Origin of the sequence: Pseudoduganella rhizocola (assembly GCF_045984285.3) — a bacterium.
In the GTDB taxonomy this organism is placed as follows: Bacteria; Pseudomonadota; Gammaproteobacteria; order Burkholderiales; family Burkholderiaceae_D; genus Rugamonas.
Genome location: NZ_JBJQIK030000019.1, coordinates 1 through 20178, shown reverse-complemented (window position 1 = coordinate 20178; position 20178 = coordinate 1). Strand labels below are relative to the sequence as shown.

Here is a 20178-nt window from a genome sequence, read left to right as displayed (position 1 = left end):
CGGTGTGCTACACTTTTGTAGTTTGATGCAGCACCGCGGGTGCGGTGGTTGTCCGTAGAAGCTGCGGCAACGTACTTTTCTGTACATGGCTGCTTACTAATTTGGCCACTTTATGTGGCATCGGTCTTATGTCCCTGTCAACTCCAGTCTCCCGACGCGCGCTGCGACACACGCGTGCCATAGACATCCAGGCGTTCGCGCGCGAGGATGGCTTGTGGGATCTTGACGCGCATATCACCGACATCAAAGTCCACGACACCCTGCTGGCTTCCGGCCTGCGCCCAGGCGGCCAACCCCTGCACGATCTCTGGCTCCGCATCACGGTCGACAAGCAATTGACCATCGTCGATGCCGAAGCTGTTTCGGACGCTGTACCTTACCCCGGCTTTTGCAACACCATTGGCCCGGCCTACAAGGCATTGATCGGCCTGAACCTGATGAAGGGCTTTCGCCAGGAGCTGAAAGCACGCCTGGCCGGCATCGCCGGCTGCACCCATCTGACGGAACTGGCCCAGATTCTGCCTACGGCTGCTGTCCAGGCCTACGCCAACGATGTTTGGCCCACCTACGACAAAGCCAGTGCCGCACAAAGCAAAGAAAAGCCATTCCAGCTCGATAAGTGCCATGCCCTCCGCACCGACGGCGGCGCAGTTCTCGAGTTCTACCCGAGCTGGGTAGCGGAAAAAGCCGGTGCAATCTAGGTGCTGTATCACCTGTCACTTTTAGCAGTATTAACCCGATTTATTAAATCAGTATCAGAAGGGAAGCCAGCATGAAAATCCATGAGTATCAAGGCAAAGAGATCCTCCGAAAGTTCGGAGTGACGGTACCGCGCGGCATTCCGTGCATGACCGTTGAAGAAGCAGTGAAAGCTGCCGAGACCCTGGGCGGCCCGGTGTGGGTCGTGAAGGCGCAGATCCATGCTGGCGGCCGCGGCAAAGGCGGCGGCGTGAAAGTGGCGAAGTCGCTGGAACAAGTCAAAGAATACGCTGACCAGATCATGGGCATGCAGCTGGTGACCCACCAGACCGGTCCTGAAGGCCAGAAAGTACGCCGCCTGCTGATCGAAGAAGGCGCGGACATCAAGAAAGAACTGTACGTTTCCCTGGTGACCGACCGTGTCACCCAGCGCGTGGTGCTGATGGCCTCCTCCGAAGGCGGCATGGACATCGAAGAAGTCGCTGAATCCCACCCTGAAAAAATCCACTCGATCGCGATCGACCCGGCCGTTGGCCTGACCGACGCCGACGCAGCCGCCATCGCCGCCAAGATCGGCGTGCCAGAAGGCTCCATCGCCGACGCCGTCACCAACCTGCAAGGCCTGTACAAAGCCTACTGGGAAACCGACGCCTCGCTGGCCGAAATCAACCCGCTGATCCTGACCGGCTCCGGCAAGGTCATCGCCCTGGACGCGAAGTTCAACTTCGACTCCAACGCCCTGTTCCGCCATCCGGAAATCGTCGCCTACCGCGACCTGGACGAAGAAGACCCGGCTGAAGTGGAAGCCTCGAAGTTCGACCTGGCCTACATCTCCCTGGACGGCAACATCGGCTGCCTGGTGAACGGCGCCGGCCTCGCCATGGCCACCATGGACACCATCAAGCTGTTCGGCGGCGAGCCTGCCAACTTCCTGGACGTGGGCGGTGGTGCAACGGCCGAGAAAGTGACCGAAGCGTTCAAGATCATGCTGAAGAACCCAGGCCTGAAAGCCATCCTGGTGAACATCTTTGGCGGCATCATGCGCTGCGACGTGATCGCCGAAGGCGTGATCACCGCGTCCAAAGCCGTGTCCCTGCAAGTGCCGCTGGTGGTCCGCATGAAGGGCACCAACGAAGATCTGGGCAAGAAGATGCTGGCCGAATCCGGTCTGCCTATCATCTCCGCCGACACCATGGAAGACGCAGCCAAGAGCGTTGTCGCCGCTGCCGCAGGTAAATAATTAAGGAACCAACATGTCTATTCTGATCAACAAAGACACCAAAGTCATCACCCAGGGTATCACCGGCAAGACCGGCCAGTTCCACACCCGCATGTGCCGCGACTACGCGAACGGCAAGAACGCCTTCGTAGCAGGCGTGAACCCGAAGAAGGCCGGCGAAGATTTCGAAGGCATTCCAATCTTCGGTTCCGTGAAGGAAGCAGCCTCGGAAACCGGCGCCACCGTTTCCGTGATCTACGTCCCGCCAGCAGGCGCAGCCGCTGCGATCTGGGAAGCCGTGGAAGCTGAACTGGACCTGGCCATCTGCATCACCGAAGGCATTCCTGTCCGCGACATGATGGAAGTGAAAGACCGCATGGCCAAAGCCGGTTCCAAGACCCTGCTGCTGGGCCCGAACTGCCCAGGCCTGATCACTCCTGACGAAATCAAGATCGGCATCATGCCGGGCCACATCCACAAGAAGGGCCGTATCGGCGTGGTGTCCCGTTCGGGCACCCTGACCTATGAAGCCGTGGGCCAGCTGACCGCGCTGGGCCTGGGCCAGTCCTCGGCAGTCGGTATCGGCGGCGACCCGATCAACGGCCTGAAGCACATCGACGTGATGCGCATGTTCAACGACGATCCTGACACCGACGCCGTGATCATGATCGGCGAAATCGGCGGTCCGGACGAAGCCAACGCCGCCCGCTGGATCAAGGACAACATGAAGAAGCCGGTGGTCGGCTTCATCGCGGGCGTGACCGCGCCTCCGGGCAAACGTATGGGCCACGCCGGCGCGCTGATCTCCGGCGGCGCCGACACCGCCCAGGCCAAGCTGGAAATCATGGAAGCCTGCGGCATCAAAGTGACCAAGAACCCGTCCGAAATGGCGCGTCTGCTGAAAGCAATGCTGTAATCCAGCCTGGCTTTGGTCATAATAGCGGGGGGCTTCGGCCTCCCGTTTTTATTTGGAGGATGGGTTTGGCGAAGCTGATTATCTCGTTCGACGGCGAAGTGCAGCAGACCGTGCCGCTCAGCAAAGAGCGCATGACCATCGGCCGCCGCCGGCGCAACGACATCGTGCTGGACCATGTGACCGTCAGCGGCGAGCACGCCGCCATCGTCACCATCCTCGACGATTCCTTCCTGGAAGACCTGCACAGCACCAACGGCTGCTACGTCAACGGCCAGCGCGTGGCCAAGCACCACCTGCGGGACAAGGACGTGATCAAGCTGGCCAAGTACACGATCGCCTTCGTGGCCGATGGCATCCGTCCGGCCCCGCCGCCTCCGCCCGCGCCGGGCGCGCGCATCGAAGTCCTGAACGGCAGCAACGCCGGCAAACAGCTCCAGCTCACCAAGGCCCTGACCAGCCTCGGCCGCCCCGGCCTGCTGGTCGTCGTGATCGCCCGCACGGTGGGGGGCTATTCTGCGGCCCACGCCGAGGGGGCTCAGCAAGCCTTGCTGAATGGCGCTGCCCTCGGCCGCGAACCGCGCATGCTGGCCGACGGAGACGTGCTCGACCTTGCCGGCACCCGGATGAGCTTCCGCGCCGGCTGACAAAAATCGTCAGCTGCCAAAAACTGCATCTGTGTTTTGACAATCTTGACCAGCGGTTTGACAAATTCTGTCAACATAACTTGTCTTGCGGTTCATTTTTTGCGGGGATTTTGACAAAAATCAGGCTGGCACGGCGATTGCTGTATGTCCAGTGTCTCACCCCCAACATGAAAACCCTGAAGGAGCAGCAAAATGAAATCGATGAAAATGATGAAAAAACAGGCACAAGCCGGCTTCACCCTGATCGAACTGATGATCGTTGTGGCCATCATCGGCATCCTGGCCGCCGTGGCAATTCCTGCTTACTCCGACTACAGCTTGAAAGCGAAAGTCAGCGAAGTGAACTCGGTTACCGCACCGGCTCGCCTGGCCGTCGCCCAAGCCTTTAACGAAGGCACCCTGAAAGCAGGCCTGGCAAATACCGATTTCAACCTTAAAACCGCAACCGACATCAAGAGCACCTATGTCAAGTCGGTGACCGCCGCCGGTACCTCGGATACCGCTGGCACCGTGACCGCCGTACTGACCGGCAATGCCGCCATCGAAGACAAGACCGTTGTCTACACCCTGACCTGCACCGCAGGCGTGGGCTGCACCACCGCTGTTACCGGTACTGCCGATACCAAGTACCTGCCGAAGATCTAATCAGCTAGCTTAGCTTCAAGGAACGGGCCGCATCAGCGGTCCGTTTTTTTTTGAGCAATTGCGTAGCGGCGTCAGGCCGACCAGTCGCCGGATTTGCCGCCGTGCTTTTCGCGCACGCGGATGTCGCTCATCACCATGCCCCGGTCAACCGCCTTGCACATATCGTACACGGTGAGCAGGCCCACCTGAACCGCAGTCAGCGCCTCCATTTCCACGCCGGTCTTGCCATAGGTTTCCACCTGCGCGCGGCAGTGAACCGAGGAAGCGGCCTCGTCCGTTTCGAAATCGACCGTTACGCGGGTCAGGGCCAGCGGGTGGCACAGCGGCACCAGGTCGCTGGTGCGCTTGGCGCCCATGATGGCGGCAATCCGGGCAATCCCCAGCACATCCCCTTTCTTCGCCGTCCCGGATAGAATAATCGCCAGCGTTTCCGGCTTCATGCGGATGCTGCCGGTCGCCACGGCAATACGGTGGGTCTCGGCCTTGGCGCCGACGTCGACCATATGGGCTTGTCCGGTGGCGTCGAAATGGGTCAGCTGCTCTTTGGTGGTGTCGCTCATGGAGATAAGCCAGATTTCAGAAATGACAGGTATGATAGCACCGTGAATGCCACCCGTTTTCCCCGCCGTCTGCTGATTGCCGCTGCCGTGTCGCTGGCCTGCGCCGCCCCGCTTGGGCAGGCGCAAACGGCGCTGAGCGCCACCAATGTGCCGAACCTGCCGTCGCTGGGCGATACCTCGCGCGAGGCGCTGTCGCCGGTCAACGAGCGCAAGGTGGGCGAGGAAATCATGCGCAGTATCCGCTTCGACCGCGACTATCTCGACGACGCGCCCATCCTCGAATACCTGAACAATCTCGGCACCAATCTCGTGCTGGCGCGTCCCGATGCGCGTGGCGAAGCCAATTACGATTATTTCTTCTTCGTGGTGCGCGATCCGATGCTGAACGCGTTCGCGCTGCCCGGCGGCTTCATCGGCGTGCACTCGGCGCTGCTGCTGGCGGCGCAGACCGAATCCGAACTGGCCTCCGTACTGTCGCACGAGATCGGCCACGTCAGCCAGCGCCATATTGCGCGCCAGCTGGGCGAGCAGAAGACCGATGCGCTGATTCCGCTGGCGGCCATGGTGCTGGCTGCGCTGGTGGCGAAATCCAGCCCTGATGCGGCAATGGGCGTGATGATGGGCGGCCAGGGCGTCGCCATCCAGCGCCAGCTGAACTTCGGGCGCGACGCGGAACGCGAGGCGGACCGCATCGGCTTCCAGATCATGGGTGCGGCCGGCTACGACACCAGCGGCATGGTCGCCTTCTTCCAGCGCATGCAGACCGCCACGCGCAATTACAGCGACCTGGTGCCGTCCTATCTGCTGACGCACCCGCTGACCACGGAGCGCATTGCCGATATCCAGGCGCGCATCCGCGAAACACCTTACCGGCAGCGCGTGGATGCGCTGGACTTCTATCTGGCCCGCGCCCGCGCCCGCGTGCTGCAGGACCAGACCAGCAAGGGCCAGGCCGAGACGGAGCAGTTCTTCAAGCTGCAGATGGAGCAGCAAAGCCGGCAGGCGATTGCATCCGCGCAGTACGGCATGTCCTTGCTGTCGCAGAAGCGCAAGGACTATGCCGCGGCGGAGGACTGGCTGAAGAAGGCGCGCGCCACCATCGACGCGCCGGCGGCAAAAGGGGCATTCAGCTCACCGCTGCCGAAGGGGCTGACGGAAACCATGATGGCTTTCCAGTCCATCGATATCAAGCTCGATCAGGAAGACAAGCCGGAGGTGCTGGCGAAAGCCATCGCGGAAGCGGACGAAGCGCACAAGCGCTTCCCGCTGTCGCGCGGCCTGGTGTGGCAGTACGCCGATGGCCTGATCAAGGGCGGGCGCGCTGCCGACGCGGAGCGCTTCCTGCGCGACCAGATCCAGCTTTACCGCAGCGAGCCCGAGCTGCAGGACCTGCTGGCGCAGGCCTATTCGAAGCTGGGCAAGATCGCGCTGCAGCACATCGCACTGGCCGAGTCCTATTCCCTGCTGGGCGGCACCATGGCGGCGCTCGACCAGCTCAATCTCGCCCGCAAGGCGCCGGATGCGTCCTACTACGATCATTCCGTGATCGATGCGCGCGAGCGCGAATGGCAGGCCCGCCGCCGCGAGGCGATGGGCGAGAAGAAGAAGGACTTTGCTACGCAGCAGGCTGGCGATGGAAGCCGAAGCGTTCCGGCACAGTATCGCGCGCAAGGCGTTTCACCAGCGTGCCGTCCAGCGTCAGTTGCGCCGGATTGCCAGCATCCTCCAGCCACGCCAGCAGGCCTTCGTCGCTGACGTCGTCGCCATTCAGCCGCAGCTTCGCCAGCACCTGCGCCACATCGCGGTCATCGAGCTGCGCCACCACATCTCCGCTTTGCAGAATCAGCTCGCCCGCTTCGGTGATGAACACGTGTTCGATCGCGCCCAGCGCGGCGCCGGTGTGCAGCACGAAGCCTTGCGCCGGATCGGTGCGCGCAATGAAGGGTGTGGTTTCGAGGTTCAGGTAGACGCGCTGCGGGCCATTCTGGAAATACCAGTTGCCACGCTCGTCATGCAGGTAATTGCGCACGATGAAGCCCACCAGTGCGGGGTTGTTCAGCTTGTCGCCGGGGAGATCCAGGTGCTGGGCGCGCTCGTCGCGCATGCGCCAGTTGCCGCGCGCATCCAGCAGCAGCCAGCCGTAGCAATGGGGCACGTTCGGCCATTTGGCCATGGCCTGTTTAACGATATCGTCCATGCCTCAAGCTTCGCACAGTTGCGACGGTTCCGGCGCGCTGATCGGGCGTCCGCCTTCGAGGAAATGGATCATGCGGCGCGGCAGCCAGCGCAGGCTGCCTTCGCGGCCGCTGGCGGCGAAGCCTACATGGCCGCCATGCTCGGGGTAGTCCAGCACCACATGCGAAGAGGCCTGCCGCGGCAGGTGGCGGCCGGGCAGGAAGGGATCGTTCTGCGCATTCAGCACCAGCGTGGAGACGGTGATATCGCCCAGCACATGCTTGGCGCTGGCGCGGTCCCAGTAGTCTTCCGTGTTGCGGTAGCCGTGCAGCGGCGCGGTGACGACGTTATCGAAGGTGTAGAGATCGCATGCGGCCATCATGGCGTCGAAGTCGAACAGGCCGGGAAACTGCTTGTGCTTGGCGACGCACTTCGGTTTCAGCGTTTGCAGGAACATGCGCTGGTACAGGCGGTTGAAGCCGCGCGACAGCGCTTCGCCGCCGCGCGCGAGGTCCAGCGGCGCGGACACGGAAACGGCGGCGTCCACAATCTCGGCCTGGTGCTGTGACTCGCCCAGCCAGCGCAGCAGCACATTGCCGCCCAGGGACACGCCGCAGGCATAGAACTTCCCGCCGGCGCGCGGGCGCAGCTTGCGGATGATCCAGTCGGCTTCGGCGGCGTCGCCGGAATGGTAGAAGCGGGGCGCCAGGTTTTCCACGCCGGAGCAGCTGCGGAAATGCGGCACGGCGCCGGACCAGCCGCGCGCCTTCAGCTCGGCCATCATGGTGCGGCAGTAGTGGCTGTTGGAGGAGCCTTCGAGGCCGTGGAACAGCACCACGAAAGGCTGGCCCGGTTCGCCGTCCACGAAATCGACATCGATGAAATCGCCGTCCGGCGTATCCCAGCGCTCGCGGCGGAACTGCACCGCCGGCTTCGCCATCAGCGTTGCCGGGACGATGGTCTGGAAGTGGCCGTTGGGCAGCCAGAGCGGGGCGGTGTAGTCCATTTTGTTGCAAATAAATTGGGGACCCGGCGTCCCCATCTGTCCCCAATTGATTTAATGGAGGATGGTGGCGCGCGGGTCGGCGGGGGCGGGGCCGGCGGCCACTGATGCATGATGCAGCACAATGCGCCAGCCTTTCGGCGTTTTTACATAGACATTGCTCGCGATCAAATGCGCGGGCTCGCCGGCCGCTGCCGCCACGCCCTCGATCACCGTGTGCACCGAGCTCATCAGGTTGTGGGTTTCATGCAACTGGGTCGGAACGATGTGCAGGCCGCCATGTTCCAGGATCGTGGCCCACGAGGCGCGGATGGCGGCGTGGCCGATCAGCCTGCCGCCGCCCGGATGGATGCAGACGATTTCGTCATCGTCCGCCCACAGGGCCATCAGCGCATCCAGGTCAGCGCGGTTCAGGGCGTCGTAAAACGCCGCTTCGCATTCCGCAGCGCTGCCGTTGAGCTGTTTTTTGGCCATTAGTGGTGGGAGGCAGCGGTGCCCGGTTTCAGGCGGTACAGGGTGCCGCAGTACGGGCATTTCGCGTCGCCGTGCGCGTTGAAGTCCAGGAACACGCGCGGGTGAGAGGACCACAGCGGCATGGCCGGGTTCGGGCAGTGGGCCGGCAGGTCTTTACCGTCGAGTTCGACTGGGGCGGTGGCGTTGCTCATTCTTTAATGCTCCGGGGGTCAAAAAGCACGATTTTAACGGATTCGGGCAGGCAAAAGGATTCATCGGTAAAATGTCGATCTCCCAATACCAAGGCCGCCGTCGATCGATTTCAATGTGTGGCAAGCAAACCACATGAACGACCCCGCCGCCCAGCCCGATATCGCCGCCCACAGTGAGGCGTCATGGCGCGATGGCATCAAGACCGGCGTGCCGACCCTGTTCGGCATCGGCGCCTGGGGCCTGGTGGTGGGCGTGGCCATGATCAAGTCCGGCCTCACGGTGCCGCAGGCGCTGGGCATGACCCTGCTGGTGTTCGCCGGTTCCGCGCAACTGGCCTCGCTGCCGCTGATCGCGGCTGCGGCCCCGATCTGGGTCATCTTCGCCACCGCCGTCGTCGTCAATCTGCGTTTCGTCATTTTCTCCGCGCTGCTGGCGCCGCATTTCGCCAGCCTGCCATGGCGCCAGCGCCTGATGCTGGGCTATGTGGCGGGCGATATGACGGTGGCCATCTATCTCCAGCGCTATCCGGAAATTCGCCCGGAACCGGGCAAGCTGTCCTATCTCAAGGGCCTGCTGTACCCGAACTGGGCGGCCTGGCAGGTCGGCTCCATCGCCGGTATTTTCCTGGGCAATATGGTGCCGACCGAATGGGGCCTGGGCTTCGCGGGCACGCTGGCTATCGTCTGCATCCTGGTGCCGATGGTGGCCAGCAAACCCGCCTTGTGCGGCGTGCTGGTGGCCGCCGCGGTGTCGGTGCTGGCAGCGGGGCTGCCCTACAAGCTTGGCCTGCTCGCCGCCGTGCTGGTGGGCATGGTGACGGCGATGGCCGTCGAAGAAATCGGCTTCAAGAAAGCGAACAAGCATGTCTGACCTGGAAATCTGGATCACCATCGGCGCCCTGGTGATTGCGACCGCGATCACGCGCAGCTCCTTCTGGGTGATCGGCCAGCACGTGACCATTCCCACGCGCGTGAACGAGATGCTGCGCTATGCGCCGTCCTGCGCGCTGGCCGCCATCGTCGGCCCCGATCTGCTGATGAACCCCGGCTCGCTGGCCATCGATGTGGTGAATCCGAAGCTGGTGGCCGGCCTCGCATCGATAGGCTGGTACCTGTTCCGCCGCAATATGCTGGAAACAATAGTGTTCGGCATGCTGCTGTTCACGGCGCTCCGTTTGTTGCATTTGTTTTAATTAGCGAAAATCCAAACTGAGCTTGCGGTAAAATACTGGTCTTTCTGTCACCCATCCCATTTGGAAGGCCATGCTGAATTTCATTCGTCTGCAGGATCTCGTTGCGCAGAATGCGCTGCAAGGCAAGCGCGTCTTCATTCGCGCCGATTTGAACGTACCGCAGGATGATGCGGGCAATATCACCGAAGATACGCGCATCCGCGCCTCCATCCCGGCGATCAAGGCCGCCATCGGCGCCGGCGCCAAGGTGATGGTGACTTCCCACCTGGGCCGTCCGACCGAAGGCGAATTCAAGCCGGAAGACAGCCTGGCGCCAATCGCCAAACGCATGGCCGAGCTGCTGGGCCAGCCGGTGGAACTGAAACAGAACTGGGTAGAGGGCGCCGGCCTGGAAAACCTGCAGAACGGCCAGGTCGTGCTGCTGGAAAATGTGCGCGTCAACAAGGGCGAGAAGAAGAACGCCGACGAGCTGGCCCAGAAGATGGCCAAGCTGTGCGACGTGTACGTGAACGACGCCTTCGGCACTGCGCACCGTGCCGAAGCTTCCACCCATGGCATCGCCAAGTTCGCGCCGGTCGCCGCTGCCGGTCCGCTGCTGGCCGCCGAACTGGATGCGCTGGGCAAGGCGCTGGGCGCGCCGGCCCGTCCGCTGCTGGCCATCGTGGCCGGTTCCAAGGTGTCCACCAAGCTCTCCATCCTCGAATCGCTGGCCGACAAGGTCGATAACCTGATCGTGGGCGGCGGCATCGCCAATACCTTCATGCTGGCCGCCGGCCTGAAGATCGGCAAATCGCTGGCCGAGCCTGATCTCGTGGGCGACGCCAGGGCCATCATCGACAAGATGGCCAAGCGCGGCGCGCAGGTGCCGATTCCGGTCGACGTGGTGTGCGCCAAGGAGTTCTCGCCCACCGCCGCCGCTACCGTCAAGGACGTGGCCGACGTGGCGGATGACGACATGATCCTCGATATCGGTCCGAAGACCGCCCAGCAGTTGGCCGGCCAGATCGCCGCTGCCGGTACCATCGTGTGGAACGGCCCGGTCGGCGTGTTCGAGTTCGACCAGTTCGGCGAAGGCACCAAAACCCTGGCCATGGCGATCGCCAATTCCAAAGGCTTCTCGATCGCCGGCGGCGGCGATACGCTGGCCGCGATTGCAAAATACGCCATTACCGATAAAATTGGCTATATCTCCACCGGCGGCGGCGCCTTCCTTGAGTTCCTTGAAGGAAAGACCCTGCCGGCAGTCGACATCCTGGTGCAACGCAGCCAGAAGTAAGTCCAAGGCGCAGCGCGAGCTGCGCCTTTTTCGTCATCATCAACAGCTAACGTCTCAAGGAATTTCTCAATGTCCCGTGGCACCAAAATCGTCGCAACCATCGGCCCAGCTTCTACCGACCTGAACGTTCTGATCAAAATGATCCGCGCAGGCGTGGACGTGGTGCGCCTGAACTTCTCGCATGGCAAGGCCCAGGATCATATCGATCGCGCGAAGCTGGTGCGTCAGGCTGCGGCGGAGTGCGGCCGCGAGGTAGCCATCATGGCCGACATGCAGGGTCCGAAAATCCGCGTCGGCAAGTTCGAAGGCAACAAGATCGACCTGGCCAACGGCGACAAGTTCATCCTGGACGCGAAGTGGGGCGAGAACGGCGAACTGGGCAACCAGGAGCGCGTGGGCCTGGACTACAAGAACCTGCCGAACGACCTGCGCCCGAAAGACGTACTGCTGCTGAATGACGGCCTGATCGTGCTGGTGGTGGACAAGATCGTCAACCACGAAATCTACACCACGGTGAAGATCGGCGGCGAGCTGTCCAACAACAAGGGCATCAACCGCCAGGGCGGCGGCCTGACCGCGCCGGCCCTGACCGCCAAGGACATGGAAGACATCAAGGTTGCCATGAGCTTCCAGGCCGACTACCTGGCCATCTCCTTCCCGAAAAACGCCACCGACATGGAAATGGCGCGCCAGCTGGCCAATATCGCCGGCGAGCCCTTCGGCCACAAGCCGATGATGATCGCCAAGATCGAGCGCGCCGAGGCGATTCCATGCCTGCAGGAAATTCTGAACGCCTCCGACGGCATCATGGTGGCCCGCGGCGACCTGGCGGTGGAAGTGGGCAATGCCGCCGTGCCTGCGCTGCAGAAGCGCATGATCCGCATGGCGCGCGAATCGAACAAGATTGCGATCACCGCGACCCAGATGATGGAGTCGATGATCTTCAACGCCGTGCCCACCCGCGCCGAGGTGTCGGACGTGGCGAACGCCGTGCTGGATGGCACCGACGCCGTGATGGCCTCGGCCGAAACCGCCTCCGGCCGCTACCCGGTGGAGACCGTGGAAATGATGGCCGCCGTCTGCGTGGAAGCGGAGCGCTCCGAGTACAACAAGCTGGACGCCGACTTCCTGAACGTGCGCTTCACCCGCATCGACCAGTCCATCGCCTATGGCGCGCTGTTCACCGCCCACCACCTGAGCGTGAAGGCCATCGTGGCCTTGACCGAGTCCGGTTCCACCGCGCTGTGGATGAGCCGCCACAATATCGACACCCCGATCTTCGCGCTGACGCCAAGCGTCACCACCCAGCGCAAGGCTTCGTTGTACCGTAACGTCAGTGCGCATTACCTGGTGCAGAAAGGCAGCAGCAGCGAGGTGCTGAAACAGGCCGAAGACCTGCTGGTGAAGTATGGCGTCGCCAAGAAGGGCGACATGATCGTCGTGACCTGGGGCGAGCCGATGGGCCAGGTCGGTGGCACCAATGCGCTGAAGATCGTGAAGGTAGGCGAGTTCGCGTAAGCGGCCGCAAGGATTCAGGCCGCCCGCTGCGCCATAAGCGCGGCAGGGCGGCCGCACAGGTTTTCATTTGATTGGAGTACTACCATGTCTCTCGTATCCATGCGTCAATTGCTGGACCATGCCGCCGAAAACGGCTATGGCCTGCCGGCTTTCAACGTCAACAACCTGGAGCAGGTGCAGGCCATCATGGCTGCGGCCGATGCCGTCAACAGCCCGGTGATCATGCAGGCTTCGGCCGGCGCGCGTAAATACGCGGGCGAGGCCTTCCTGCGCCACCTGATCGACGCGGCCATCGAAGCCTATCCGCACATCCCCGTGGTCATGCACCAGGACCACGGCCAGTCGCCGGCGGTCTGCATGGCCGCCATCCGCTCCGGCTTCAGCTCGGTGATGATGGACGGCTCGCTGATGGCCGACGGCAAATCCGTCGCTTCCTACGACTACAACGTGGAAGTGTCGCGCGAAGTGGTGAAGTTCTCGCACGCCATCGGCGTGACGGTGGAAGCGGAACTGGGCGTGCTCGGTTCCCTGGAAACCATGAAGGGCGACAAGGAAGACGGCCACGGCGCGGAAGGCACCATGACCCGCGAACAGCTGCTGACCGACGTGGCGCAGGCCGCCGACTTCGTCGAGCGCACCCAGTGCGACGCGCTGGCCATTGCCATCGGCACCTCGCACGGCGCCTACAAGTTCACCCGCAAGCCGACCGGCGATATCCTGGCCATCGACCGCATCAAGGAAATCCACGCGCGCATTCCGAACACCCACCTGGTGATGCACGGTTCCTCGTCGGTGCCGCAGGAGCTGCTGGCCATCATCCGCGAATTCGGCGGCGACATGAAGGAAACCTATGGCGTGCCGGTGGAAGAGATCCAGGAAGGCATCCGCCACGGCGTGCGCAAGATCAATATCGACACCGATATCCGCCTGGCGATGACGGCAGCGGTGCGCAAGTACATGTTCCAGAACCCGTCCAAGTTCGACCCGCGCGACTTCCTCAAGCCGGCCCGCCTGGCGGCGGAAGAAGTGGTGAAGGCGCGCTTCCTGGCCTTCGGCTGCGAAGGCCGCGCCAGCCAGATCAAGCCGATCCCGCTGGAGAAGATGGCGGAACGCTACAAGGCCGGCGAGCTGGCCCAGATTGTGAAGTAAAATAATGTCCCCGCGCGCCGCTTTACTGCGGCGCGCGTCCATCAGGCAGGGGAAACCATGGCCGAACAGTACACGGGCGCCTGCCTGTGCGGCGGCGTTGCCTACGTCGCGCATGGGCCGGTGCATCACAGCAGCCACTGCTACTGCAGCATGTGCCAGAAGCAGCACGGCGCGGCGGCAGGCAGCTATGCCAACTTCAGCGCGGACAAGTTCCGCTATGTGCGGGGCGCGGAGCTGGTGCAGGAATATGCCTCGTCCGGCGAGGGCCGGCGTGGCTTCTGCCGCGTGTGCGGCTCCTCGCTGACCTGGCGCAGCGTTACGACGCCCGACAACATTGCCGTCACGCTGGGCACGATGGACCCGCCGTATGACGGCGCGGTGCAGCGCGAGCTGTACCCAGAGAACAAACCCGGCTGGGTGCCGGGCAAATAGTCATTATCAAAAACTAGGAAATATGATGTCCGGAGTTCTGCAAACCTCGATCAAATCGTTGCCTTTCCTGCACCGCGGCAAAGTGCGCGACATCTACGCCGTGGGCGACGACAAGCTGCTCGTGATCCAGACCGACCGCCTGTCGGCCTTCGACGTGATCCTCGACGACCCGATCCCGAACAAGGGCAAGATCCTGACCGAGATGTCGAACTTCTGGTTCCGCAAATACGGCAGCCTGATGCCGAACCACGAAACCGGCATCGATCCGCTGAGCGTGGTGGCGCCGGAAGAGCGCGCCGAAGTGGAAGGCCGCGCCATCGTGGTCAGGAAGTTCAAGCCGCTGGGCATCGAAGCGATTGTGCGCGGCTACCTGATCGGCTCCGGCTGGAAGGATTACCAGAAGACCGGCGCCGTCTGCGGCATTCCGCTGCCGGCCGGCCTGCAGGAAGCGCAGAAGCTGCCGGAAGTGCTGTTCACGCCGTCCACCAAGGCCCCGGCCGGTGCGCACGACGAGAATATCTCCTTCGAAGAAGCCGAGAAGATCGTTGGCGCCGATATTGCGCGCCAGGTGAAGGAAATGGCCATCAAGCTGTACACGCAGGCGGCGGAATACGCGGCCACGCGCGGCATCATCATCGCCGACACCAAATTCGAATTCGGCCTGGACGACAACAACGTCGTGCACCTGATCGACGAAATCCTGACGCCGGACTCCTCGCGCTTCTGGCCGACCGCCACCTACAAGGTGGGCGGCTCGCCGGAATCCTTCGACAAGCAGTTCGTGCGCGACTGGCTCGAATCGCAGCCATGGAACAAGAAAGCGCCGGCGCCGCGCGTGCCGCAGGACGTGCTGGACCGCACCTCCGCCAAGTACGCCGAAGCGCTGCGCCTGCTGACCCAGTAAGCGTATGACGCAGACCGCGCACGCCGCCTCCGCAGCGGACATCGCCCGTGCCGCCGCGATCCTGGAATCCGGCGGCCTGGTGGCCTTTCCGACCGAGACCGTGTACGGCCTTGGCGCGGACGCGGAAAATCCTGAAGCCGTTGCCCGCATCTACGCAGCGAAAGGGCGGCCGAACGACCACCCGGTGATCGTGCACGTCGCGCCCGGCGCCGACATCGGCTACTGGGTGACGGAGGTGCCGGACGAGGCGCGCAAGCTGATCGCCGCCTTCTGGCCGGGACCGCTGACGCTGATCCTGAAACGCCATGCGCACATTCCCGACGCCGTCTCCGGCGGCCAGGACACGGTAGGCATCCGCTGCCCCTCGCATCCGGTGGCCATGGCGCTGCTGGGCGCGTTCAAGGGCGGCAAGGGCGGCCTGGCTGCGCCGTCCGCCAACAAGTTCGGCAATGTCAGCCCGACCACGGCGCAGCACGTCCGCGACGAATTCGGCGACGAGCCGCTGCTGGGCGCCGTGCTGGATGGCGGCTCCAGCAAAGTCGGCATCGAATCCACCATCCTCGACCTGTCGCGGCTGGCGACGCATGGCCCGGTGCTGCTGCGCCCCGGCCACATCAGCGCGAAGCAGATCGCTGACGTCATCGGCATCACGCCTGCGCAGCCCGACGCTGCCGCGCCGCGCGCCTCCGGCACGCTCGAATCGCACTATGCGCCGAAAGCGCCGGTGGTGCTGCTGGCGGGCGACACGGTCGTCGCCACGCTCGCTGCGCTGGCCGCCAAAGGCCGCCGCGTCGCCCTGATCCGCCATTCGGACGCCGCCGCCGGCGCCCTGCTGGCCGCGGCGGCTGCGGCCGGCCCCGCCGCCACGGCGCGCACCGCGCCGCACGTCGCGCTGCCGCCCAACCCGGAAGGTTATGCATTCGGCCTGTATGCCGCATTGCGCGCAATGGACCGCGCCGACGTCGACCTGATCGTCGTCGAAGCCCCGCCGACCAGCGAGCCCTGGCACGGCATCAACGACCGCCTGCGCCGCGCCGCCCACGGCGCCACCGGCATCCTCGACCGCCTCCTCGCCTGACCACCGCCGAGTCCGCGACACTATGGGGCCAGGCCCCTGCTGTCGCGAGCCCAGCCATCACCAGCGCTACTGACACCCTGGGGTCAGGCCCGGGCAATATTGGCGGGCTTGCCAGAGTTTGTGGGGCGGGCGCGACAGGGGAGTATGCGGCGCTGCAAAATGGATGAGGCCGGTGGGCGGCGCTGATATGATCGGCCGGTTGCCGCACAGCGTTTGTGCCGCCGCCTGTCCGGAGTTGTCAAAGTGCGCCGCCCGTCATCCCTTGTTTTTCTTGCTGCCCTTGTTCTTTCCGCCTGCGGCGGCGGTACCGGAGGCAGCGGCCCCGGCGGCGTCAGCCTGCCGTCCGGCCCCGTCGCCTCGCCGGCGCCCACGCGCGGCAGCATCGTAGGCGCGGCCAGCAAGCTCGCCACCATCGAGCCAGCCGTCATGAAGGCCGCCCTCGACGGCGTGCAGGATGGCCTGACCAAAATCACCAGCGATCCGCGCTGCACCGTCACCAGCTATGCCGTGCAGTACAAGACAGCCGCGCCGCAGAACGGGCTCAGCGATGCCAGCGCCGCCATCATGGTGCCCAGCGGCAGCGATCCCAATTGCAGCGGCGCGCGGCCCGTGCTGCTGTATGCCCATGGCACCAGCCTCGACAAGACCTATAGCATGGCGAAGCTGAGCGGCGAATCGCAGCTGGTAGCGGCCATGTTCGCCGCCCAGGGCTTCATCGTCGTTGCGCCCAGCTACCAGGGCTATGCGGGCTCCACGCTGGGCTACCATCCCTATCTCGATGGCGAGCTGCAGGCCGCCGACATGATCGACGCGCTGCGCGCCGCGCGCGGCGCGTTCGGGGCGATTGGCGCCAACCAGTCCAACCGCCTGTTTATCGCGGGCTATTCGCAGGGCGGCTATGTGGCGCTGGCCACGCAGAAGGCGATGCAGGGGATGAGCGAGTTCAATGTGACCGCCGTGGCAGGCCTGTCCGGCCCGTATGCGCTGGCGCAGTTCTCGGACCAGGTCTTCGGCGGCAGTCCCGGCCAGGGCATCACGGCCTTCCTGCCCATGATCACTACCGCCGCGCAGAAGAACGGCGGCAGCGTCTACACCGTTCCCGGCGATATGTATGAGCCGGAATACGCGGCCGGTGTCGAGAACCTGCTGCCCGGCACCCTGAGCAGCAGCGAACTGGTGAAGCAGGGCAAGCTGCCCGAGTTCGCCTTGTTCGCCTCCAACTCGCTGCCGCAATCCAGTTCCGCGGCCGCTTATTTCGGCCCGCACCAGCTGGTGCGCTCGGCGTACCGCGAGGCCTACCTGGCCGACATGCTGCTCAATCCCTGCAACACCAGCGCGGCCGCGCCGCTGGCCTGCGCGCCGCAGAACGGCCTGCGCAAGTGGATGGTGAAGAATGACCTGCGCAGCTATAAGCCGGCCCAGCCGCTGCTCCTGTGCGGCGGCAACGAAGATCCCACCGTGCCCTTCGCCAATACCCAGGCCAGCGCGGCCTACTTCAAGGCCGCCGGCGCCGGCGTTACCCTGGTGGACCTGGACACCGGCGACGGCCTGCACGACCCCTGGCTGGTGGAGCGCACCGGCTTCGCTGCCGCCAAGCTGGCGCTGAAGGCCGATGCCATATCGAAAGGGAAATCAGTCTCTGCGGCAATGGCTGATAATTATCATGCCGGCCTCGTCGCACCGTTTTGCCTCATGGTGGCGCGCGATTTTTTCAAAGCTTCTTTGCCTTAAATCAAATTTGCTGCGATGCAACTAACGACACTTGTTGTTTTTGACAAAATTCGCTTGTGTCAGACATGAGATCGCTGGCATATTAGTTGTGTTGCGAATAGCACGTCCGTTCGTTTAGAACAAGAATATATTTTAAGGAGACACAATGCGTTATATGAAACTTGCTTTGGCGGCTATGTCCGCAGCTGTGCTGGCCGCTTGCGGCGGCAGCAGCGGCAGCCCGCAACCTGGCGACCAGACGATGCGCGTCAAATTCGCCTCCCAGGTATCGTTCGGCGATAGCCTGTCGGACGTTGGCACCTACAACGTCGGCACCGTGAAAGCCCTCGGCGGCGGCAAGTGGACCATCAATGGCAACAACACCGCAATCAATCCTGAACTGACCGGCAAGAACTGGACCGAGCTGATGGCGGCCCAGTTTGGCCTGGCCGCGCCTTGCCCGGCTGTCACCGGCCTGGAAGGCGATGCCACCAAGGGCCTCAACGTGCCCGTGGTCGCCAACGCCAGCTGCACCGGCTACGCACAGGGCGGCGCCCGTGTGACCAATCCGGCCGGCACCGGCAACAAGCTCACCGGCAGCGCGCTGGGCGCGCTGACCTATCCGGTCTCCAAGCAGATCGCCAACCACCTGTCCAAAGTGGGCGGCAAGTTCAAGGGCGACGAAGTCGTCTTCGTGATGGCCGGCGCCAATGACATCCTGGGCCTGCTGGGCGCGCTGCAGGTGGCTGCGACCAATGCCGGCACCGCCGCAGGCAAGCAAGCCTTCGCCGCCAGCCTGGCCGGCCAGCTGGCCGCCGGCGCAACCAATCCGGCTACCGCGGCCCAGGCTATCGGCCTGGCCATGGCGACCGAGGCTGCCAAGCCTGGCAGCACCGACACCAGCGTGGTCAATGCCGGCGTGACGGCTGCGGTGATGGCGGGTAACACCGCAGCCGCCAGCCAGGCCGTGTACGGCCCGATGGTGGTGAAGGCGCAGGCTGCCGGCGCAGCCGCTGGCGCCAAGGCCGGCGCCGACTACGCCGCTGCCCAGGGCCCTGCCCAGGTTGCCGCGATGGGCGCGCTCGGTGCGGAACTGGCCGGCATGGTGAAAACCCAGCTGGTCGGCAATGGTGCAAATTACGTTGTGGTGAACAATATCCCTGACGTGGCAACCACGCCGTCGGCCATGTCCAAGGATGCCACCACCCGTGGCCTGATCGACGCGATGGTGAAAGCCTTCAACACCCAGCTGGCATCGAGCCTGGGCAGCGAGAGCAAAGTGCTGGTGGTCGATGTCTACACCGTCAGCCACGACCAGATCGTCAATCCTGGTCCTTATGGCCTGACCAACGTGACCCAGACCGCCTGCGACCTGGAGTCACCGAAGAACCCGCTGGCCGCGTCCCTGACCTGCAACGCAGGCAATCTGCGTGCGGGCGACGTGAGCCACTATTCCTTCGCTGACGACCTGCACCCAACCCCGTTCAACAACCTGTTGCTGGCGCGTTACGTGTCCAAAGCCATGGTGACCCGCGGCTGGCTGTAATTGGCGCACTTGATAACAGAAACAGGAGATAAGATGAAAAAAAATATGAACACTGCAGTCAAGTTGCTGGCGCTGGCCGCTGCGCTGACTGTTTCCGGCGGCGCCATGGCGCAAGCCCAGGGCGACTGGGTTGTGAAATTCGGCGTCAACAAGATCACCCCGAAAGTGAAGAGCGGCGACGTCAGCGCCCCCGCCCTGCCGGGCACCAAGGCCGACGTCGGCACCGACACCAAGCCCATCTTCAACATCAACTACTTCCTGACCAATAACTGGGTAGCGGAGCTGGATCTGGGCGTGCCTTACCGCCACGACCTGTTCGGCGCGGGCTCCATCGAAGGCACCGGTAAGCTGGGTACCGCGGACGTGCTGCCGCCAACGGCCTTCCTGCAGTACCGCTTCGGCGAGCCGAACTCCTTCTTCCGTCCCTACGCCGGCCTGGGCCTGACCTATGCCTTCTTCCGCCGCGAGCGCGGTTCGGGCCAGTTGACCGCTGTGCTGAACACCGGCGGCCCTGGCGCCACCTTCTCGCTGGATGCGAAGCTGGCCGTCAGCGCACAGCTGGGCGCCAGCGTGCGCATCAACGACAAGTGGTCGGTGGATGGCGGCGTGATCAAGACCAAGCTGAAAACCACGGCGCATTACTCGACCGGCCAGACCCAGAAGATGACCCTGGATCCGGTGGCAGTGAACATCGGCCTCAGCTACAAGTTCTGAGTTCTGCTCCAGCCAATAAAAAACCCCGCAGCTTGAACAGAACCCCAAAAGTTGGACATCAACTTTTGGGGTTTTTTCATGTCGAAGTACACAGCGCAGTTCAAGGCGAGGATCGTTCGGCAGTATTTGCGC

At 63.6% G+C, this 20178-nt stretch carries 21 protein-coding genes and 1 pseudogene; 17 read left to right on the top strand and 5 right to left on the bottom strand.

Annotated elements, in window-relative coordinates; all coding sequences use genetic code 11:
* Nucleotides 1-128 precede the first annotated feature (128 nt).
* The 5 genes from ACJRPG_RS24460 (at nt 129) to ACJRPG_RS24440 (ending at nt 4123) form a co-directional block, all read left to right on the top strand.
* On the top strand, nt 129-701 hold the full coding sequence (locus ACJRPG_RS24460; RefSeq protein ID WP_408002721.1) for a DUF2889 domain-containing protein: 573 nt from the start codon (nt 129-131) through the stop codon (nt 699-701).
* Between the two features lie 71 nt (nt 702-772).
* Nucleotides 773-1939, top strand: coding sequence for an ADP-forming succinate--CoA ligase subunit beta (gene sucC, locus ACJRPG_RS24455; RefSeq protein WP_408002720.1), 1167 nt, complete (start codon nt 773-775; stop codon nt 1937-1939).
* Nucleotides 1940-1952: 13 nt separating this feature from the next.
* Nucleotides 1953-2834 carry a succinate--CoA ligase subunit alpha gene (sucD, locus tag ACJRPG_RS24450; RefSeq protein WP_135202260.1) on the top strand — a complete coding sequence of 294 codons (882 nt, stop codon included), beginning with the start codon at nt 1953-1955 and terminating at the stop codon, nt 2832-2834.
* 65 nt (nt 2835-2899) lie between these two features.
* Complete coding sequence (locus tag ACJRPG_RS24445; RefSeq protein WP_408002719.1) at nt 2900-3478, top strand: FHA domain-containing protein; 579 nt, start codon at nt 2900-2902, stop codon at nt 3476-3478.
* Nucleotides 3479-3670: 192 nt separating this feature from the next.
* Nucleotides 3671-4123: a pilin gene (locus tag ACJRPG_RS24440; protein ID WP_408002718.1), complete on the top strand. Its 453-nt coding sequence runs from the start codon at nt 3671-3673 to the stop codon at nt 4121-4123.
* A 71-nt stretch (nt 4124-4194) separates the two neighbouring features.
* Here ACJRPG_RS24440 and moaC read toward each other — a convergent pair whose 3' ends face one another.
* The gene (gene moaC, locus ACJRPG_RS24435) at nt 4195-4683 is read right to left on the bottom strand and encodes a cyclic pyranopterin monophosphate synthase MoaC (RefSeq protein WP_408002717.1); all 489 of its coding nucleotides are present in this window, start codon (nt 4681-4683) and stop codon (nt 4195-4197) included.
* Here moaC and ACJRPG_RS24845 point away from each other — a divergent pair.
* A pseudogene (locus tag ACJRPG_RS24845) lies at nt 4627-5523 on the top strand (M48 family metallopeptidase); the annotation flags it as partial. The gene moaC and the pseudogene ACJRPG_RS24845 sit on opposite strands and share 57 nt — an antisense overlap.
* Nucleotides 5524-6298: 775 nt before the next feature.
* Here the strand turns inward: ACJRPG_RS24845 and ACJRPG_RS24425 are convergent.
* Genes ACJRPG_RS24425 through ACJRPG_RS24410 form a run of 4 tightly spaced genes read right to left on the bottom strand, consistent with a single transcriptional unit; the run spans nt 6299 to nt 8526 of the window.
* Nucleotides 6299-6880 carry a DUF2946 family protein gene (locus ACJRPG_RS24425; RefSeq protein WP_408002716.1) on the bottom strand — a complete coding sequence of 194 codons (582 nt, stop codon included), beginning with the start codon at nt 6878-6880 and terminating at the stop codon, nt 6299-6301.
* A gap of 3 nt (nt 6881-6883) precedes the next feature.
* The gene (locus tag ACJRPG_RS24420) at nt 6884-7864 is read right to left on the bottom strand and encodes a YheT family hydrolase (RefSeq protein ID WP_408002715.1); all 981 of its coding nucleotides are present in this window, start codon (nt 7862-7864) and stop codon (nt 6884-6886) included.
* A gap of 51 nt (nt 7865-7915) precedes the next feature.
* Complete coding sequence (locus ACJRPG_RS24415; RefSeq protein WP_408002714.1) at nt 7916-8335, bottom strand: YybH family protein; 420 nt, start codon at nt 8333-8335, stop codon at nt 7916-7918.
* A complete protein-coding gene (locus ACJRPG_RS24410) occupies nt 8335-8526 on the bottom strand; it encodes a zinc-finger domain-containing protein (RefSeq protein WP_408002713.1) in 192 nt (63 codons plus the stop codon). The genes ACJRPG_RS24415 and ACJRPG_RS24410 overlap by 1 nt, the downstream gene beginning before the upstream one ends.
* 133 nt (nt 8527-8659) lie before the next feature.
* Here ACJRPG_RS24410 and ACJRPG_RS24405 point away from each other — a divergent pair, with 133 nt between their 5' ends.
* The 11 genes from ACJRPG_RS24405 to ACJRPG_RS24355 all read left to right on the top strand — a co-directional run bounded on the left by ACJRPG_RS24405 (nt 8660) and on the right by ACJRPG_RS24355 (nt 20046).
* Nucleotides 8660-9397, top strand: coding sequence for an AzlC family ABC transporter permease (locus tag ACJRPG_RS24405; protein ID WP_408002712.1), 738 nt, complete (start codon nt 8660-8662; stop codon nt 9395-9397).
* Nucleotides 9390-9719 (top strand): branched-chain amino acid transport AzlD family protein, encoded by a 330-nt coding sequence (locus ACJRPG_RS24400; RefSeq protein WP_408002711.1) that lies wholly within the window; start codon nt 9390-9392, stop codon nt 9717-9719. The genes ACJRPG_RS24405 and ACJRPG_RS24400 overlap by 8 nt, the downstream gene beginning before the upstream one ends.
* Before the next feature lie 70 nt (nt 9720-9789).
* Entirely contained in the window at nt 9790-10995 is a 1206-nt protein-coding gene (locus ACJRPG_RS24395) for a phosphoglycerate kinase (RefSeq protein WP_408002710.1), read from the top strand.
* 69 nt (nt 10996-11064) lie between these two features.
* Nucleotides 11065-12513, top strand: coding sequence for a pyruvate kinase (pyk, locus tag ACJRPG_RS24390; protein WP_408002709.1), 1449 nt, complete (start codon nt 11065-11067; stop codon nt 12511-12513).
* An 84-nt stretch (nt 12514-12597) separates the two neighbouring features.
* On the top strand, nt 12598-13662 hold the full coding sequence (fba, locus tag ACJRPG_RS24385) for a class II fructose-bisphosphate aldolase (protein ID WP_408002708.1): 1065 nt from the start codon (nt 12598-12600) through the stop codon (nt 13660-13662).
* A 57-nt stretch (nt 13663-13719) separates the two neighbouring features.
* Nucleotides 13720-14094: a GFA family protein gene (locus tag ACJRPG_RS24380; protein ID WP_408002707.1), complete on the top strand. Its 375-nt coding sequence runs from the start codon at nt 13720-13722 to the stop codon at nt 14092-14094.
* Between the two features lie 22 nt (nt 14095-14116).
* A complete protein-coding gene (locus ACJRPG_RS24375; RefSeq protein WP_408002706.1) occupies nt 14117-14998 on the top strand; it encodes a phosphoribosylaminoimidazolesuccinocarboxamide synthase in 882 nt (293 codons plus the stop codon).
* A 4-nt stretch (nt 14999-15002) separates the two neighbouring features.
* A complete protein-coding gene (locus ACJRPG_RS24370) occupies nt 15003-16076 on the top strand; it encodes an L-threonylcarbamoyladenylate synthase (protein WP_408002705.1) in 1074 nt (357 codons plus the stop codon).
* A 243-nt stretch (nt 16077-16319) separates the two neighbouring features.
* A complete protein-coding gene (locus tag ACJRPG_RS24365; RefSeq protein ID WP_408002704.1) occupies nt 16320-17807 on the top strand; it encodes an alpha/beta hydrolase family protein in 1488 nt (495 codons plus the stop codon).
* Nucleotides 17808-17952: 145 nt separating this feature from the next.
* A complete protein-coding gene (locus ACJRPG_RS24360; RefSeq protein ID WP_510183115.1) occupies nt 17953-19332 on the top strand; it encodes an SGNH/GDSL hydrolase family protein in 1380 nt (459 codons plus the stop codon).
* Nucleotides 19333-19377: 45 nt separating this feature from the next.
* Nucleotides 19378-20046 carry an OmpW/AlkL family protein gene (locus ACJRPG_RS24355; RefSeq protein ID WP_408002702.1) on the top strand — a complete coding sequence of 223 codons (669 nt, stop codon included), beginning with the start codon at nt 19378-19380 and terminating at the stop codon, nt 20044-20046.
* Nucleotides 20047-20178 lie beyond the last annotated feature (132 nt).